17 protein-coding genes are annotated in these 17172 nt (G+C 43.7%); 12 read left to right on the top strand and 5 right to left on the bottom strand.

Annotation, left to right across the window (positions count from 1 at the left end):
• The first annotated feature begins 13 nt into the window (after positions 1 to 13).
• The 3 genes from MHI27_RS16435 to MHI27_RS16425 are packed head-to-tail and all read left to right on the top strand — an operon-like array spanning position 14 to position 2023.
• On the top strand, positions 14 to 730 hold the full coding sequence (locus tag MHI27_RS16435; RefSeq protein ID WP_405176755.1) for an MBL fold metallo-hydrolase: 717 nt from the start codon (positions 14 to 16) through the stop codon (positions 728 to 730).
• Position 731: 1 nt separating this feature from the next.
• Entirely contained in the window at positions 732 to 1304 is a 573-nt protein-coding gene (locus MHI27_RS16430; RefSeq protein ID WP_405174219.1) for a TetR/AcrR family transcriptional regulator, read from the top strand.
• Positions 1305 to 1330: 26 nt separating this feature from the next.
• Entirely contained in the window at positions 1331 to 2023 is a 693-nt protein-coding gene (locus tag MHI27_RS16425; protein ID WP_405174218.1) for a hypothetical protein, read from the top strand.
• Between the two features lie 71 nt (positions 2024 to 2094).
• On the opposite strand, the gene MHI27_RS16420 is transcribed toward MHI27_RS16425, so the two are convergent.
• The 3 genes from MHI27_RS16420 to MHI27_RS16410 form a co-directional block, all read right to left on the bottom strand.
• Positions 2095 to 2277 carry a hypothetical protein gene (locus tag MHI27_RS16420; protein WP_042128123.1) on the bottom strand — a complete coding sequence of 61 codons (183 nt, stop codon included), beginning with the start codon at positions 2275 to 2277 and terminating at the stop codon, positions 2095 to 2097.
• A gap of 221 nt (positions 2278 to 2498) precedes the next feature.
• Positions 2499 to 3728, bottom strand: coding sequence for an aminopeptidase (locus tag MHI27_RS16415; protein ID WP_405174217.1), 1230 nt, complete (start codon positions 3726 to 3728; stop codon positions 2499 to 2501).
• Between the two features lie 51 nt (positions 3729 to 3779).
• Complete coding sequence (locus tag MHI27_RS16410) at positions 3780 to 5012, bottom strand: aminopeptidase (protein WP_042188585.1); 1233 nt, start codon at positions 5010 to 5012, stop codon at positions 3780 to 3782.
• A 177-nt stretch (positions 5013 to 5189) separates the two neighbouring features.
• Here MHI27_RS16410 and MHI27_RS16405 point away from each other — a divergent pair, with 177 nt between their 5' ends.
• Entirely contained in the window at positions 5190 to 5465 is a 276-nt protein-coding gene (locus MHI27_RS16405) for a hypothetical protein (RefSeq protein ID WP_042188584.1), read from the top strand.
• A gap of 61 nt (positions 5466 to 5526) precedes the next feature.
• On the opposite strand, the gene MHI27_RS16400 is transcribed toward MHI27_RS16405, so the two are convergent.
• Entirely contained in the window at positions 5527 to 6873 is a 1347-nt protein-coding gene (locus MHI27_RS16400) for a TrkH family potassium uptake protein (protein ID WP_081393020.1), read from the bottom strand.
• A gap of 161 nt (positions 6874 to 7034) precedes the next feature.
• On the opposite strand from MHI27_RS16400, the gene MHI27_RS16395 reads away from it, so the two are divergent.
• The 3 genes from MHI27_RS16395 to MHI27_RS16385 are packed head-to-tail and all read left to right on the top strand — an operon-like array spanning position 7035 to position 8220.
• Positions 7035 to 7388 carry a VOC family protein gene (locus MHI27_RS16395; protein WP_042193979.1) on the top strand — a complete coding sequence of 118 codons (354 nt, stop codon included), beginning with the start codon at positions 7035 to 7037 and terminating at the stop codon, positions 7386 to 7388.
• 25 nt (positions 7389 to 7413) lie between these two features.
• Positions 7414 to 7842: a GNAT family N-acetyltransferase gene (locus MHI27_RS16390; RefSeq protein WP_340969834.1), complete on the top strand. Its 429-nt coding sequence runs from the start codon at positions 7414 to 7416 to the stop codon at positions 7840 to 7842.
• Positions 7843 to 7866: 24 nt separating this feature from the next.
• Positions 7867 to 8220 carry a hypothetical protein gene (locus tag MHI27_RS16385; RefSeq protein WP_405174216.1) on the top strand — a complete coding sequence of 118 codons (354 nt, stop codon included), beginning with the start codon at positions 7867 to 7869 and terminating at the stop codon, positions 8218 to 8220.
• 36 nt (positions 8221 to 8256) lie between these two features.
• On the opposite strand, the gene MHI27_RS16380 is transcribed toward MHI27_RS16385, so the two are convergent.
• Complete coding sequence (locus tag MHI27_RS16380; protein ID WP_340969830.1) at positions 8257 to 9582, bottom strand: hemolysin family protein; 1326 nt, start codon at positions 9580 to 9582, stop codon at positions 8257 to 8259.
• 113 nt (positions 9583 to 9695) lie between these two features.
• On the opposite strand from MHI27_RS16380, the gene MHI27_RS16375 reads away from it, so the two are divergent.
• The 5 genes from MHI27_RS16375 to MHI27_RS16355 all read left to right on the top strand — a co-directional run bounded on the left by MHI27_RS16375 (position 9696) and on the right by MHI27_RS16355 (position 17084).
• On the top strand, positions 9696 to 10463 hold the full coding sequence (locus MHI27_RS16375) for a DUF1836 domain-containing protein (RefSeq protein ID WP_042188578.1): 768 nt from the start codon (positions 9696 to 9698) through the stop codon (positions 10461 to 10463).
• A gap of 91 nt (positions 10464 to 10554) precedes the next feature.
• Positions 10555 to 11757, top strand: a complete 1203-nt coding sequence (locus tag MHI27_RS16370) for an MFS transporter (RefSeq protein ID WP_405176754.1) — start codon at positions 10555 to 10557, stop codon at positions 11755 to 11757.
• 192 nt (positions 11758 to 11949) lie between these two features.
• Entirely contained in the window at positions 11950 to 13554 is a 1605-nt protein-coding gene (locus MHI27_RS16365) for a TerB N-terminal domain-containing protein (protein WP_405174215.1), read from the top strand.
• Positions 13555 to 13569: 15 nt separating this feature from the next.
• Positions 13570 to 14889 carry an ATP-binding protein gene (locus MHI27_RS16360; RefSeq protein ID WP_405174214.1) on the top strand — a complete coding sequence of 440 codons (1320 nt, stop codon included), beginning with the start codon at positions 13570 to 13572 and terminating at the stop codon, positions 14887 to 14889.
• Complete coding sequence (locus MHI27_RS16355) at positions 14886 to 17084, top strand: DEAD/DEAH box helicase (RefSeq protein WP_405174213.1); 2199 nt, start codon at positions 14886 to 14888, stop codon at positions 17082 to 17084. Before MHI27_RS16360 ends, MHI27_RS16355 begins: the two co-directional genes overlap by 4 nt.
• Positions 17085 to 17172: the final 88 nt, after the last annotated feature.

The following is a 17172-nucleotide window of genomic DNA, read 5'->3' as shown; positions in this document are numbered from 1 at the left end:
TGGAGGGGTAATGATGAGAGTAACGCGTGAAGGTCATTTATTACAGCTAACTTGGATGCCAAGAGTGTTTCCTGTGAATTGTTACATCATTGAGGAAGAGAATGAGTTGACTTTGATAGATGCGGCAATGCCGTTCAGTGTAAAAGGAATTATAGATACCGCAGCGAAGCTTGATAAAAAGATCACTCGTATTATATTGACGCATGCTCATGACGATCATATAGGTGCACTGGATGAGCTAAAGAGACAGCTTCCAGAGGCTCAGGTGTACATTTCAGAAAGGGATGCAGCTTTGCTTAGTGGAGATCGTTCACTTCGTGAGGGAGAACCTCAGACCCCTATAAAGGGAGGCGTGCCCAAGAAGGTAACAACGAGACCAGATGTATTACTCTATGATGGAGATACCATTGGTTCATTAACAGCAATTATAACTCCTGGTCATACCCCTGGATCTATGTCTTTCATTGATTCACGAAGCGGCGCTGTTATCGTTGGAGATGCTTTTCAAACCTTCCGGGGAACTGCAGTTTCAGGAACCATAATTCCTTGGTTTCCGTTTCCGGCTATGGCAACCTGGAGTAAAGATCAAGCATTAAAGAGTGCAATTAAGCTTCTAGAGGCTTCCCCGACTATACTGGCTACTGGACATGGAGATTTACTTAGAAACCCAGTACAAACCATGGAGAAAGCTATTCACAAAGCACAAATGATTCAAGATAGGAGTAATTAAAATGTCACCTAGAGCAGGATTAGATCGTCGTACGCTAGTTATTGCAGCAGCAGAAATTGCCGATCATGAAGGAATAGAGGCCGTAACCTTAGCCGCATTGGCTAACAAATTAGGTGTTCGTTCTCCGTCTTTATACAATCACATTAACGGGCTACAGGAATTGCGCATACAACTTGCGATTTATGGACTAGGCGAGCTTTCCAATGCAATGAACAACGCAGCTAAAGGCTTTAGTGGAGACGCTGCTGTACAGGCGATGGGGCGAGCGTATGTGGACTTTGCTAGAAGCAGACCTGGATTATACGAGACAACGTTGCGAGCCCCTGAACAGGCAAATACGGAGCTGGAAACGGCAAGTGATCATATTTTGAAGCTTATCATTCATGTGATGAAGGATTATCAATTGGGTGAGGAAGGAGAAATTCATGCAGTACGCGGGTTACGAAGCATTCTGCATGGCTTTGCCTCTTTGGAACAAAAGGGCGGTTTTGGAATGGCGCTTGATACGAATGTAAGCCTATCTCGGCTCATCAGTACTTATATTGCTGGGATCGGAAATATGAAGTCTAAATAATGGAGTACATAGGAGATGATGTTGTGATGTATAAGGAATATGAAGAGAAAAGTGTTATCACCTTTGAGGAAACTGCAGAAATCGTTACCAAGATTGGGATTTTGCCGCTTGCCACTCTGATTCCTGAGCACCCATCTTTAAATGGATTAACGAAAGCGGAGAATTGGCATACGGGTTCAGAGCTAGATCCATGGTCATGGCGTGTAAGGTTTCCTGGTGAAGGCCTTGCTGGATACGGTAAATTTGTTAAGAAGAAAGCTATCTTGGTCTCTAGGGAGTGGTTTCCAGCATTTGTGGCAGCTGAAGGTAGTACTAAATCTATAGAAGAACGTTATAATGACGGATTGGCCAGCAGAGAAGCAGTGACTTTACTGCAAATTATCCGTGAACATCAAGGGATTGATACGCGTATACTTCGTGTTGAAGCTGATATGAAGGCTAAAGAAAAGAAGACGGCTTTTGATAATGCGGTTACGGAGCTTCAGGCATCGCTGGACATCGTTATTTCAGGTGTAAAAGAACGCCAAAATGCAGAAGGTGAGAAAAATGGCTGGAGCAGTACCTCGTTTGAGACTGTAAGCCACTGGATGGAAGATAATGGTCTTTTCTCATTTGAAGGCGATAGAGAAGAGGCAATAGCTTGGCTACATTCCAAAATGAATGGCATATGGTCGCCTACAGCAATAGCCTGGACGAACAAAGCATTCTCATGGAAATAAAAACGGTTAATCACTACTCCCATGAGAGTGATTAACCGTAAGCGTTTTCTAATAAAATCATATCCATCACATTATTGTTCCAACATAGGTGCCAAGTAAGCAATCAGGAAATACAAGAATCCGAAAAACAGCATAACATAGGCGGTATATTTGATTGCATTAGATGCAACAATTCTTGAATCCACCGGTGCTTGAATTTCGAGCTGTTCTTCTTCAACGCTGTCAATTTCATTGGATATTGGGTCTCTCAACATGATAATCCCCTCCTTGGAAATTAGATCCTTAACTGTATTGTGACATATTTGTGAACGGAAATCAACAATAGTGTGAACAAATATTGAACTTTTATTCAAATTTGGACTATTTATTTTCTGGATATCTAGTATGCAATAAAAAACAACCTGCTTTTGTCCTCGGAAGAGGAACCAAGCAGGTTGTTTGTCGTTTTATTTATTCAATAATTTAAGCGAACAATTTAAGCCCAATCTCCATCACGGAAGATAGGTACGGTTGTTCCATCATCCTTAATACCATCAATGCTCATTTCAGGTGAACCCATCATAAAATCAACATGTGTATGGCTTTGGTTCATTCCTTTTTCCTGCAATTGTTCTTTGGTCATTGTCGTACCCTCTTGAAGGGTAAAGGCATATGCTGCACCTAACGCCAAATGGCAGGAGGCATTCTCATCATATAATGTGGTGTAATATAGAATTCCGCTCTCGGAGATCGGGGAGTGGAAAGGCACCAAAGCGACTTCTCCAAGATAAGCAGAGCCTTCATCTAACGCGATAAGGGAAGCTAGCGTTTCTGAACCTTTTTCAGCGGTGAAATCCGTTACTTTGCCGTTCTCAAAGGTGAGGGTGAAATTATCAATAAGATTACCCCCATAGCTAAGCGGCTTAGTGCTGCTTACCTTACCATTCACACCAGACTTCAGTGGGGCAGTAAACACTTCTTCTGTAGGGATATTGGCTAGGAAAGGAACTCCTTTGCCATTGACAGCTCCTGCTTGACACCAAATATGCCCTTCTGGTAGCTCAATCGTCAAATCGGTTCCATGTCCTGTATAGTGCAGCTTGCGGAACTTATTATCATTCAAAGCAGTACAACGTGCTTTCAGGCCATCTAAATGTTGACTCCATGCTTGAATAGGGTCAGCTTGATCCGCACGTGTAGCTTTAAAGATAGCATCCCATAGAAAATCAATCTGCTGATCAGGTGATGCTTCAGGGAATACCTTTGCCGCCCACGATGCTGATGGGAATGCTACAATACTCCAGCTTACGTGATTCCCCATTAACAATTCACGATATGGAGCTAACGTTTGTCCAGAGATCCGCTGATTATCTGCAATTCTTCCTGATTCAACACCGTTCAACAGATCTGGATTCGTTGAAGTTATCGATAGAAATGCTGCACCTTTTTTAGCCAGATCTTCTAATTCATCTGCTTGCCATTGTGGCGGTTCCAAGAAGGAATCGGATGGAGCGAGGTCATAACGTGTACGTGTAACAACCTCGTCGCTATAATTAACCTTGACGAGCTTCGCACCCGCTTCATAGGCATTGCGTACGACAAGACGTACTAGTTCTGCCGAAACGATGTCGGCATTTACAACAAGGGTCTGCCCAGGTTGGATATTAACCCCAATCTTCACTGCCAGCAACGCATAGTTCTCCAGTTTTTGCTTGAAATCTAACATAGTTTCAACTCCTCCCAATATCTCTAGTCTTTTATTTCATATTTGCAATAATTAGAACGCCCAGTTTCCATTCAGGAATACAGGTTCTTCGGTTCCATCAGCAGATATACCATAAATGTTCATTTCAGCTGAACCGATCATGAAATCCACATGGGTAACGCTATTATTCAATCCATGTGCAATCAGTTCATCCGGAGTCATATCTTTACCGCCTTCTAAACAGAAAGCATAAGCCATACCTATAGCTAGATGATTGGATGCATTCTCATCAAACAAGGTATTGTAATAAAGAATATTGGACTCTGAGATAGGGGACTTATGTGGAACTAATGCAACTTCACCTAGGTATTTTGCTCCTTCATCCATACTAATGAGGTGCTCTAGTGCTTCTTGTCCTTGCTCTGCACTAACACTAACAATTCGTCCGTTCTCAAAAGTAATAGAGAATCCATCGATAATGTTGCCGCCATGGCTAAGAGGTTTGGTGCTTCGTACGGTGCCATTTACACCAGTCTTTAGAGGAGCGGTAAATACTTCCTCGGTAGGCATATTGGCTACAAAAGAATGACCTTTCGCATTAATGCTGTCACCTTGTGCCCAAATATGACCTTCTGGAAGCTCGATGCTTAGGTCCGTACCAGGTGCTATGTAATGCAGTTTCTTATATTTTTTTGCGTTGAGTACATTTGCTTTTTGATCTAAGGTGTCGAGATGTTCTTGCCATGCAGCTACTGGATCTTCACGATCAAGACGTACGGTGTGGAAAATAGCTTCCCAAAGTTTATTTACACGTTCTTCAGCTGGAACATTCGGGAATACTTTATCCGCCCAAGCCTGACAAGGTACGGCAACAATACTCCAGCTAACTTTGTCGGACATTTGCATTTCACGATATTTGGTGAGTGCGGCTCCCCGTACTTTTTGATAATTTGAAATGCGTACAGGATCAATACCTTTAAGTGCATCAGGATCTTCCGCGATCACGTTAAGAATAGCTGCACCCTTCTCGGCGAGTTCGGTCATTTCACCTGCGTACCAAGTAGGAGGCTCAGTGAACACTTCTGGTGCAGCATGTTCAAACTGCTGGCGTGTAATGCTTGCATCACTCCAGTTCACCTTCACCAAGCTTGCTCCAATCGCATATGCCTTGGCGGTAATCATACGAACGAAATCAGCTGCAAGAATCGGTGCATTCACCACCAGAATTTGCCCTGGTTGAACGTTAACCCCAATTTGCACAGCTAAATCTGCATATTTACTAAGCTTTGCCTCGAAATCAGTCATCGATATTTCCTCCAATTACTAATAGTTTGGTACTTTACAAGTATTGTACTAAATTATTAACCGCCGGATGAAAAAAGTCAATTACATGGAATTTACAGTGTAAATTGAGGAATTACATTCATTTCAATGCTATACTGAGAGGGGAAATGATTTGATGAATGGAAGGAAGATTAGCGGATGAATTTAGAGATCGTAAGTGCTGAAATGAGCCGTAAAGAGGATAAAAGCTATGTAGGGAGGACGATATTTACTCTCGAAAACCATAAGGCTCCATATGAGATTACTTTTTTCAGTACAAGAGGAACGGAATGGGATTACAGCCTAAGCTTTGCTGGTGAGCCTGGAAGTGAAGAGCAGTTCTTAGAAACTGACGCGCTACTTGAAAATGATGACGATGTATACAATCAATTGCTTGATGCCGCACTAGATAAACAAGAGATCGTTGAAGAGTAAAACATACAAGTGTTGATTGATTACCAGCGGCAATATTCATTGCCGCTGGTTACATCTCGCCTTATCCGATTGTAATCTTACCTTCAGGATATCTGTAAAGTTCCTTACTACCCTTAGGTTTGAGTGCATAAGCTAGAGTAAGCGGACCTGTCCGACCCAGAAACATTAGAAAAATAATGAGCACTTTACCCGCCGTAGTCAATTCTGGAGTAAGTCCCATGGAGAGACCAGAAGTCCCGAATGCAGATACGGATTCAAAGAGTACAGCAAGAAAGTCAGCCTTTTCTGTCACGGATAACAACATCGTAGCAATGACCACTAACATTAGAGACATCAGTGTCATCGTCACGGCTCTATAGACATTTTCTTTGGCGATCCGATGACGAAACATTACAATATCCTCTTTACCCCTTAGTCTTGCAGAAACCGCAGCCACTAGAACAGCGAACGTAGTAATCTTAATTCCCCCACCAGTAGATCCAGGCGCAGCCCCTATGAACATTAGCAGAATCATTAGAAATTGCGTTGATTCCCGCATCAGTGGAATTTCAATTGTAGTGACGCCACCTGAACGTGGTGTTATCGCTTGTAAAAATGTAGCCATCATCTTTCCACCTGCACTCAAGGGCTTCAGCGTAGAATTAAATTCTAGTAAGAAAAATAGAGCAGCCCCAATGACAATCAATATCATAGAGGTAGAAAGAACAACCTTAGAATGTAGAGTAAGCTTTTTGCGTTTTGGAAAGTCAAAAACATCAGATAGGACGATAAAACCGACCCCTCCAAGAAAGATGAGAATCATTGAGGTGAAATTCACTATAGGATCATTTACAAAACGAGTAAGTCCACTAAAGGGCCCATGAATGTCACCGAATAAATCAAAGCCTGCATTATTAAAAATAGATATGCTGTGAAAAATTCCATAATATACAGCTTTCCCGAAAGGCATATCCATCATAAACCTACCGGCAAACACGATGGCACCTGTGAGCTGAATAACAAGGGAATAGATCAGGACTCTGCGGATCAACTGAACAATACCTTGCATGGAATTCTGGTTCATAGATTCTTGCATAAGAATTCGCTCTTTAAAGGATATTCGTTTATTAAGGACCAAAGTAATCAAGGTGGCCATCGTAATAAAACCCAATCCCCCAAATTGAAATAATACGAGTAGAACAACTTGTCCAAAAGTAGTCAACTGTGTGCCCGTATCAATGACTGCCAAACCTGTAACACAGGTTGCCGATGTAGCCATGAATAATGCATCAATAAAAGAAATATGCCCTTCTACTGAGGCGACCGGCAAACTAAGTAAAAAAGTTCCGGCAGTGATAAGTATTACAAATCCTAGTGATAAGACTTTTGGTGGAGTTAATTTCAATCCACCGAAGTTCAGATTAGCCAATTCAATTCTCCTGTCATACGTGAAATTAGAGTAGTGCACACAAAATTATAACATAACTTGCCAGACCTTCCCTAAGTGGAGGGAGGTAATTGACATATTTTATCGAATTATTCTAGAATAACACCCTATTCTGCAACTTTAAAGAGGAGGCTTTCTTAATGGTGGTAAGTCCGATTCTGAATCAGATTGGTGCAGTTTTTATTCCGGTAAAGGATATTGAGAAATCCAAAGAATGGTATTGCCAATTGCTTGGTTTGCCTTTGGATGGTGAAGTATTATTCGGGCATCTATACGTGATCCCCATGCAAGGACCAGAAATCGTATTAGACAGCAAAATTTACACTTCTGAGTCCGTTCTTAATATCCCCTCTTTTCATCTAAATACCGAGGATATTGATGCTGCTTATGACTATGTGAAAGCAAATGGCGGAGAGATTCTTACGGATATCGAGCATGACCATTGGTTTAATTTTAAAGATCCGAATGGCAATGTTATCATGGTCTGCCGTTGTTAAGAACGATTAAGAAAGGAATAAACAAATGATAAGAGAGGCTGTTCCTGAAGACGCATTGTATATTGAAAACTTATATCGAATGTTGTTGCCTGAGCAGACAGCTATACAAGTGTCCCCGGACCGACTGAAGCGGATAGCTGACAATACGGATAGTTTTCTTTATGTGTACGAAGAAGAAGGGGCTATTGTTGGGACGCTTCATCTTCATTTATGTATGGATGCTTTATGTGACGATCGACCCTTTGCTGTCATTGAAAGAGTCATCATATCACAAGAGGTGAGAGGGAAAGGATACGGTGCGAAACTAATGAGATACGCTGAGCACGTAGCCACTTCTAGGGGCGCCCTTAAGATCATGCTATCGAGTGCGGTCAGAAGAGAGGATGCACATCAATTTTACGAGCATCTTGGATACAATAGCAGCTCCAGTAAGCTGTTCAAAAAGTACTTATAGCTACTTATGATTGGAAGTGATGATATGATGGTTACACTTAAAGTGCTTATACCAGAGGATGCAGAAGAATTACTTCGATTACAGTATCAGTTGGATCAGGAATCCAAATTTATGTTATTAGAGCCGGATGAACGACAATCCAGTCTAAATCAGGTCAAAGAGATGATCGAAAGCTTCGCTTTAGCAAATACTTCAATCCTTATTGGGGCAGCGGTTGATATGACCCATAATGAGCTAGCTATGTCGCTATATATCAAAAATGGGTTTGAGATCGAAGGGACGAAAAGAAAATCACTTGTAATTGATGGCCAATGGGTAGATGAATATTACATGAGTAAGATTTTGATAAAAGAAAAAAGGATAGAGGATCAGATTTAATCTGATAACTCTATCCTTTTTTTTATGATTAAAAGCTTATGAATTCTCAAGCTCTGACGATTCAGTGTCACCAGTGGTCTCAATGATGACCTCAACCTTGCGTACACGGTATCTGTTCATTTCACGAATGATTAAGGTTACGTTGTCATGTACAATGCTTTTGCCAACGGCAGGATCTGGGATATGACTATATAACCAGCCTCCAATCGTTGTCACTTCCTCATGTTCAAAATCAAGACCGGTAAGCTCCTTGACCTCAATTAAAGATACCTTACCATCGAACAGATAATTTGTATCGCTTAGTTTCTCAACTTCTCGGCGCTCATCACCGTCAAATTCATCTCGAATTTCACCAACGATTTCTTCCAAAATATCTTCAATCGTGATGAGTCCAGACGTTCCACCATATTCATCAAGCAGCAGGGCGATATGCACCCGCTCCAACTGCATACGTGTTAAAAGGTTCTTAACAGGTGTTACCTCAGATACGGTTAGGACTGGCTGAATCAAGCCTTTGAAATCAAAATCAGGGTTATTGTCATATTGCAAATAAAGCTGTTTCGTATTAATCATTCCGATGATATTATCCTTGCTACCTTCTGCAACCGGGAAGCGAGTATATTGTTCCTTACGGATAATCTCAAAATTTTCTTTCAATGAATGATTGGTGAAAAGACATACCATATCTGTTCGTGGAACCATGATTTCTTTGGCCAACATCTCGTCAAAAGTAAAGATACGGTTGACATAGCCGTATTCAGCTTTATTGATTTTTCCACTTTCATAGCTTTCGGATAAGATCAAACGAATCTCATCTTCACTATGAGCGTCTCCATGCTCACTGGCAGGCTTCATCCCGAAAAGGCGAACAAGCAGATTTGCGGAACCATTCATAAACCAAATGAGTGGGTACAAAATTCTGTAGAACCAAATAATCAGCGGTGATGTAATTTGACCGATTTTTTCCGGAATGTTTATAGCTACTGTCTTCGGAGCAAGTTCCCCGACAACGACGTGTAGGAATGTTGCAATGACGAATGCGAATAAGAACGCAAGAGGGTGACTCACACTTGGACTAATATTAGCCCAGTCGAATACCGGAAGGAGCAACTGCTCAAACGCTGGCTCTGCCAGTGCACCAATACCCAGTGCAGTGATTGTAATCCCAAGCTGACAAGCAGATAAGTATCCGTCAAGATTAGCAGACACTCGTTGTACAGCTAGCGCGTTCTTCTTTCCCTCGATCACCATCTGACTGATCTGACTACCTCTAAGTCTCACCAATGCAAATTCCGTTGCTACAAAAAAAGCGGTTAAAATAATCAAAATAGCCACCAACGTCAAACTAAGTCCTATACCCATATAATCTTTACCATCCCTTTCGTTCCTAAAATAGGTTATACTCATATTATGAGTTCTTATGAACTATTCTACGAACTTTTCAGAGAAATATCAAATGGTGGAGGGAAACAGATATGGAATCATTTGCATTGACTCGTGTGGAGATGTCCAGTCTTCTGCTCTCATTGACCGGATTATCAGACCGGAAACCGCTGAATATCCTCCAAGAGGCATGGACTAAATTTCATCTTGATGAAGTACAAAAGGGGACTTCGTTACCCGCTTTTTTATCTACAGATGTTCCACCCATTTTTCAAAAGATCATTAAGGGCCATGATGTAAAAGGCTTTTCACTCGGTGAAATTGCTTCATTAGGCCATCTAATAGAGTATTCCACTTTGACTGTGACTACTATGCAAAATTGGGTGAAGCGTGATTTTAAAGAGTATCTCGGTTCTCCAAGAGAAGGAAAGAAGTATTCAGTTAATCAGGCAGCACTTCTGTTTATGATCGATGATCTCAAATCGGCTCTAAATTTCGAAAGTATTCGTCAGCTATTCCGATTAATGTTCTTAAAGCCAGATCGAGACGATGATGATCTTATAGAACCGACAAAGCTGTATTACGCATATGCTGGACTGTTTGAAGAGATCAAGAGCAATCCAACTATACAAACCCAATGTAAAGTAGATCAACTTTTACACAAGGAGTTCTCCTGGAAAGAAGATTCCCTACTTAGAAGTTCCACAGATCGTGTGATCAATCGGCTGACGCATCTTACGAGATCTCAGAGAGAGTCTGTCCGCAACATACTTCTGATAGCCACGATAGCTGTTCAGACCTGTTATTTTCAATCGCTTGCCAGACAATACTTTAATGCAGCTTTATTTCTTGATTTTTGAACGCTTCAATTTTAATATGTATAAGTGAAACAATCAAAAGTAAGTTTCATAAGATATATGTTGGATATAAGGGGGCTTAGAAGTGAATCAAATGACACTGCTGCGGAATCCGAAGCAAAGGAAATTACTCTTCAGTGCAGGCTTAAGCTGGATGTTCGACGCGATGGACGTCGGGATGATTTCTTTTGTTGTAGCGGCTTTAGCCAAGGATTGGAATCTGGGACCGGAGCAGATAGGTATATTGACAAGTATTAACTCCGTGGGCATGGCTGTGGGTGCTGCGGCAGCAGGGATATTAGCCGATCGTTTTGGACGTAAACCGATACTTCTATGGACACTCCTAATTTTCTCGGCTGCGAGTGGGTTATCGGCTTTTGCAACAGGCTTCGGAATACTCTGTGTACTTAGATTTATCGCTGGATTTGGACTAGGTGGGGAACTGCCCGTCGCCTCAACATTAGTGTCTGAAAGTATGCCTGCCCGTGAGAGAGGCCGTGCGGTTGTGCTACTAGAGAGCTTTTGGGCGGTTGGATGGATCGCTTCTGCTTTAATTGCATTCTTCGTGATTCCTGATTATGGCTGGCGTGTAGCATTCGGTATTGGTGCTGTTCCTGCTCTATACGCTCTATACTTAAGACGTGCTATAGACGATTCACCGAAGTTTGCTGAGATCAAGAAGGCGCCTGTGTCCTTGAAAAAACGTATCACAACAGTATGGTCACCAGAGTATCGTCGTTCTACGATTATGCTGTGGATTTTATGGTTTACTGTAGTGTTTTCGTATTATGGGATGTTTTTATGGCTACCTACAGTTATGGTACTTAAAGGCTTCAGCTTGGTTAAAAGCTTCGAATACGTGCTTATCATGACGCTAGCTCAGCTGCCGGGTTACTTTACTGCCGCTTACTTCATCGAAAAGTTCGGACGTAAGTTTGTCCTGGTCCTCTATATGCTGTTCACTGCCGTTAGTGCGGCATGGTTCGGAAATGCAACTACAGAAGGCATGCTGATGGCGGCCGGGATTTGCTTATCGTTCTTTAATCTCGGAGCATGGGGTGGCATGTACGCTTATACACCAGAGTTGTACCCAACAACTATTCGCTCAACAGGCGCTGGTTTAGCGACTTCCTTTGGCCGGATTGGCGGCATCATCGCTCCTTTGTTAGTAGGGGTGCTGGTAGGTAAATCTATAGCGATTGGCTCGATCTTCATGTTATTTTTTGTAACGATTATTATCGGTGCGTTAGCGGTGCTCTTCCTAGGAAAAGAGACAAAGGGAACGGAGCTCCTGTAGAGGATAATTCTTCATTACATACTTGATGTTAATCTACCAACAATGCTAAAATTTAATAAGAACAAAACGGTTCCTTCACAGTTGTGAACAGGGCCGTTTTTTTTAACATTAGAAACTATATATTTAGGGCCCCCGCAAAGAAGGCGTTATGCTTGCATTAGTCCTTCTTTTATAAGAACGGAGCGATCGAACATGAGTAAGGATAGGAATCAGCCTCATTTCACGGAATTAGTCTGGGAAAGTACGGAACAAAATGTTCCTATTCCCCCGCGAAATTCATCAGAACCAGCGCTGCCAAAGTTATCTACTGCAAATGTAGGGAAGCCTAAAGCGTCGTCTGAACCTTCTTTACAGCTTCAGCTTTGGGATCTGGAGACCGACACGCCGGAGCCTGTGACAACCACCGAAGGTCAGTTTGTAGCTAGAGCGAAGGAGTTGGAACATAGAACCGAGGATTCGGCGCTATTTATTCCTTTTAAGAGTTACTGGCCAACGTATGGTCATATGACGGGCACGCAAAGTAGATGGTATTTTTATTGGCGCAATGAAGTTAGACAGGGTAGATATCCGAAAACGGATCTTTCATATATTTTTCTGCACGTGTATGAGCTTATTAATGGTGTAGGTTGGCAAGATCCTTATGATGGCTATAAGCAGCTCAGTCAAATCTGGGAAGCTTATCGTGAAAATTATAAACGTCTGGATCAATATTTGGGTGGTTGGATCGCGGACTTCTCGTTTGTTCATCATTTGAATGTGCCTCTATCTTTAATCGTTGCTCGTTCACGCGGTCTTGCCGGAGATCTGGCAGAGCTAGAGTTAGAGAGATGTCTTACTGTAGCTCCTGAGCAGTTAACCTTTACGGTATTAACAGCAATGTCAGACTACGATATTAGTAAATCGAAGTTTTATATGGGGGAAGGTAAAGAAGCCCTTGAACGATATATTCCACAGGTAGTGGCATTAATCAACGCTTATGTCAGTCGGAAACATGGCTCGAATTTGGTTGAAATGTTCCCACCAGGCCCCTCAGTAATGAGGGAGCGTTATTTATTTCGTAGCGCCGTATATGATATTTCGCTATATGGTTATTCAGTACTTATACCGGTTGTGCGTATCAGTAAATCTCCACCGCTTCGCAGTTTGATTACAAGGCTATTCCGTTTGACTGAGAATAAATTACGGGAACTGCTGGGGTATCGAGGACGGCTCAAAGGGGTTAATGTGGATGCGGATATGGATGACCTTATCACTCGTTTTCTGAAGCGGGAATTTGAGAAAGAGAAACAGGAAGATAAGGGGCCGGCAGTAGTTATTGATCGTGAGAAGCTTGAAAGGCTGCAGAGTGATTCCGAGATTGTACGAACCATGCTTACGGTTGAGGAAATGAATGAGCTGGAAGAACTTGAGGATAGCGGTTTTGAGATTACTAATGAGGAATCCGAGCTTGAAGAAGTAGTAGAAAAAGAAGAATTTGAAGATATTGAAGATGAAATCATTGTACCGCTTCAGTCTCTTGAGCCTGAATTAACTATAGAAGAAATTCAATCTGCTAACGTAGATACGAAGTGGGAGCAGTTCTCTAATGCTTTAAGTCCACTCCAACACGAAGCTCTGATTGCGCTTATGAACGAGGATGGAACACAAACCATACAGAAGCTAGCGGCTGCAAATGGCACGATGTCAGAACTCTTGATTGATGAGATCAATGATATCGCAATGAACATTCTAGGTGATTTGATCATAGATGGTGAAGAAATTGCAGAAGAATATAAAATTCATCTGCTTAATATTTAATGGGGTGAACTTTGGATGAATGGTTTAAAAATACCCAAACGCATGACGACAGCGCTAGTCAATTCACTGACAGCCGGTGTGGTTCCGCGTATCGGACTAGAGCATATAGCCGTTGGCCGCAGGCCAGAGATTGAAGCGATATTGAGAGATATGGATAATATTGCGGAGGGTGGAGCTGCTTTTAAGCTGATTACCGGCAAATTCGGTAGCGGCAAAAGCTTTCTTTTGCAGATGATCCGTAATTATGCGATGGATCGGGATTTTGTAGTAGCCGATGCGGATCTATCCCCTGAACGAAGATTAGTGGGAACGAAAGGACAAGGTCTTGCTACATATCGAGAGCTGATGAGTCATTTGTCTACCCGGACGCGTCCAGATGGAGGCGCTCTGGAGATTATTTTGCAAAAATGGATCATTACGCTTCAGCAGTCTGTGATGCAAGAGAATGAATATGGCCCTGATCACCCCCAGCTTGGAGACGAGGTAGAGAAACGAATCTTTGCTGTAGCCTCCGAAATGCGCGGTTTGGTGCATGGATTTGATTTTGCCAAGGTGCTGGCTTCTTATTGGAATGCCCATAAGCTGGCTGACGATGAATTGAAGCAGGATTCCCTTCGCTGGCTAAGAGGTGAATTCGCCACTCGAACGGAAGCACGAAAAGCACTTGGTGTTGGCGTGATTATTGATGATGATAATTGGTATGATTATATGAAGCTGTGGGCAGAATTCACTTCTGCTATCGGTTATAAGGGACTGCTGCTGTTCATAGACGAAGGCGTCAATCTCTACAAAATCACGAACAGCATCTCACGTCAGAGTAACTATGAAAAGCTGCTTACGATGTTCAACGATACGATGCAGGGCAAGGCAGAAAGCTTAGGGATTTTTATAGGGGGGACTCCGCAATTTGTGGAGGATGGACGGCGTGGATTATTTAGTTATGAAGCGCTGCGTTCAAGATTAGTTGCAGGAAGATACGGCGCAGCAGGTCTGAACAATTATACTGGGCCTATTATTGCACTGGACATGCTCTCACACGAAGAAATTCTGATCCTTTTGCAAAAGCTTAGAGATATCCATGCCCTTCATTATGGTTACGAAGCACAGTTAACACAGGAACAATTGGTTCATTTTATGGAAGAAGCTGTGGGCAGATTAGGGGCAGACGAGCTCTTGACTCCGCGTGAAGTGGTGCGTGATTTCATGGATCTACTGCACACCTTACACCAGCATCCGGAGATCTCTTTCGAGAAGTTAGTGGGCGAACGAACCTCTAAACCTGCCGATACTGAACAAAATGAGTTAGATGGATTCCTCGCGGAGTTTGAATTATGAGTGATAATCCGTTTTATAGGCTGGCTCCCTTTATTAAAGAGTTTATCTATAAGAACCGTTGGGAGACTTTGCGCGAGGCGCAGGTGGATGCCTGTCGTGTACTGTTTGATACGCCGCATCACTTACTGATTGCTTCGGGTACAGCTTCAGGTAAGACAGAGGCGGCTTTTTTTCCAGCGCTTACTGAGCTGTATGAACGTCCTTCCGGCTCGGTTGGTATTCTGTATATCGCTCCGCTGAAAGCATTGATTAACGATCAATTTACACGGCTGAACGATTTGCTCCGTGAAGGCAATATTCCGGTGTGGCACTGGCATGGGGATGTTCCGCAAGCCGATAAGACGAAGCTGGTGCAGAATCCTTCCGGCGTGTTACAGATTACCCCTGAATCGCTTGAAGGACTATTGATGAACCGTCCGAATGCTATCCCGGCACTGTTCCATGATCTCCGTTATATTGTCATTGACGAAGTGCATGCCTTTATGGGTGCTGATCGGGGGATTCAGGTTCTGAGTCAGCTGGCGAGAATCTCACGAATGGCGGGATGTCATCCGCGTAGAATCGGTCTATCGGCTACGCTTAGCGACTATGCTTCGGTGACGGAGTGGCTGGCGGCAGGGACGCGGGAGAGCGTAGAGGTGTCCGCTCCACAGGGCGGGCGTAAGCTCCGTATAAGTGTGGAGCATTTCTCTTTCCCGGATGCACGGGATGAAGTGCAGGCGGAGCATTTAGAACGCGCGAAGCAGTCTTATTACGATTTCATTTATGATCATACGCATCTTAAGAAAGCGTTGATCTTCACGAATAGCCGCTCGGATGCGGAGACGGCGACCCTTGAGCTGCGGAGAACGGCCGCGAAGCGTGGGGAACGGGATGTTTTTCACGTTCACCATGGCAGCATCTCCGCGATGCTCCGCGAAGAGACGGAAGCCGCGCTGCGGCAAGGCTCCGGACCTGCAGTTGCGGCAGCGACTTTGACGCTGGAGCTGGGCATTGATCTGGGAGAGCTGGAGCGAGTGCTCCAGGTCGGCGCTCCTTATAGCTGCGCAAGCTTTGTGCAGCGGCTCGGCCGCTCGGGCAGGCGCGGTGACGCCGCATCCGAGATGATCTTTGTCACGCCCGAGGAAGAGGATGAGGAAGCACAGCTTCCGGCACGGATGCCTTGGACGCTGCTTCGGGCGATAGCGGTTATTGAGCTATATGTACGCGAGAAGTGGGTTGAACCACTGGTGGTGCGCCAGCTGCCAGTCGGGCTGTTATACCATCAGACGTTGAGCATATTGAAGAGTATGGGGGAGGCGGAGCCGGGGGATTTAAAGGAGGCTGTACTAAGCTTACCTTCCTTCAATAGCATTGATCCTGCGGACTACGATACCTTCATGACTTATATGCTGGGCATGGGACAAATCGAGAAGATGGATGAAGGCAGCTTGATTATTGGGATGGCGGGGGAGAAGATCGTGAACAACTTCCGCTTCTACGCAGTCTTCAAAGACGATGAAGAGCATGTTGTCTATAACGGGACTGAAGAGATTGGTTCGATCACAACTGTACCACCACCGGGTTACTGTTTTACTCTGGCAGGGAAGCTCTGGAAGGTAGAAGAGGTCGATAATCGCCATAAAGCTGTTTATGTAAAAACCTCACGCGGTAAAGTGGATACGTTGTGGCTTGGAGCGGGCGGGGATGTGCATACACGAATTATGACCAAAATACGTGAAGTGTTAGGCGCAACATCCTTGTATCCGTATCTTGCTCCGAGTGCGGCTGCGCGGCTTGAGCGAGCTCGTCGTTTAGCGAAGGAAAGTGGAATGCTTGAACGTTCCGTTATGCCAGCAGGTGGAGATTCGATGTTTATCTTACCGTGGGCGGGTAGTCGGCAATTCCGCACACTAGAGCGCCTTCTTAAGAACAATTTGAAAAGCTCACAGGGTCTTCGTTCTATCGTGCCGATGGAGCCTTATTATATGGTGGTTGCAGGCAAAACAGATGCAGAAACGCTGGAAGCGGAGATCATCGCTGAGAGTATGGCTGCCGCTGATCCTTTAACATTGTTATCTCCAGATGAAGCACCCTACCTCGGAAAGTATGACGAGTTCATCCCACATGAGCTGCTGCGCAAAGCTTTTTCTTTGGATGGATTAGATGTTCCAGGGCTGCTAGAAGTGTTAAAACAATGGCGGCAACCACAGTAACTATCTTAAATATTTTTAATCGAGACGCCCGCTTATGCGGGCGTCTCTTTATGTTCGGACGCACAGCAACATTTATCCCCTTGCGCCG

Source organism: Paenibacillus sp. FSL H8-0261, assembly GCF_045040645.1.
Taxonomy (GTDB): domain Bacteria; phylum Bacillota; class Bacilli; order Paenibacillales; family Paenibacillaceae; genus Paenibacillus_AQ.
The sequence above is the reverse complement of the archived record's forward strand: the minus strand, read 5'-3'. Positions and strand labels throughout refer to the sequence as shown.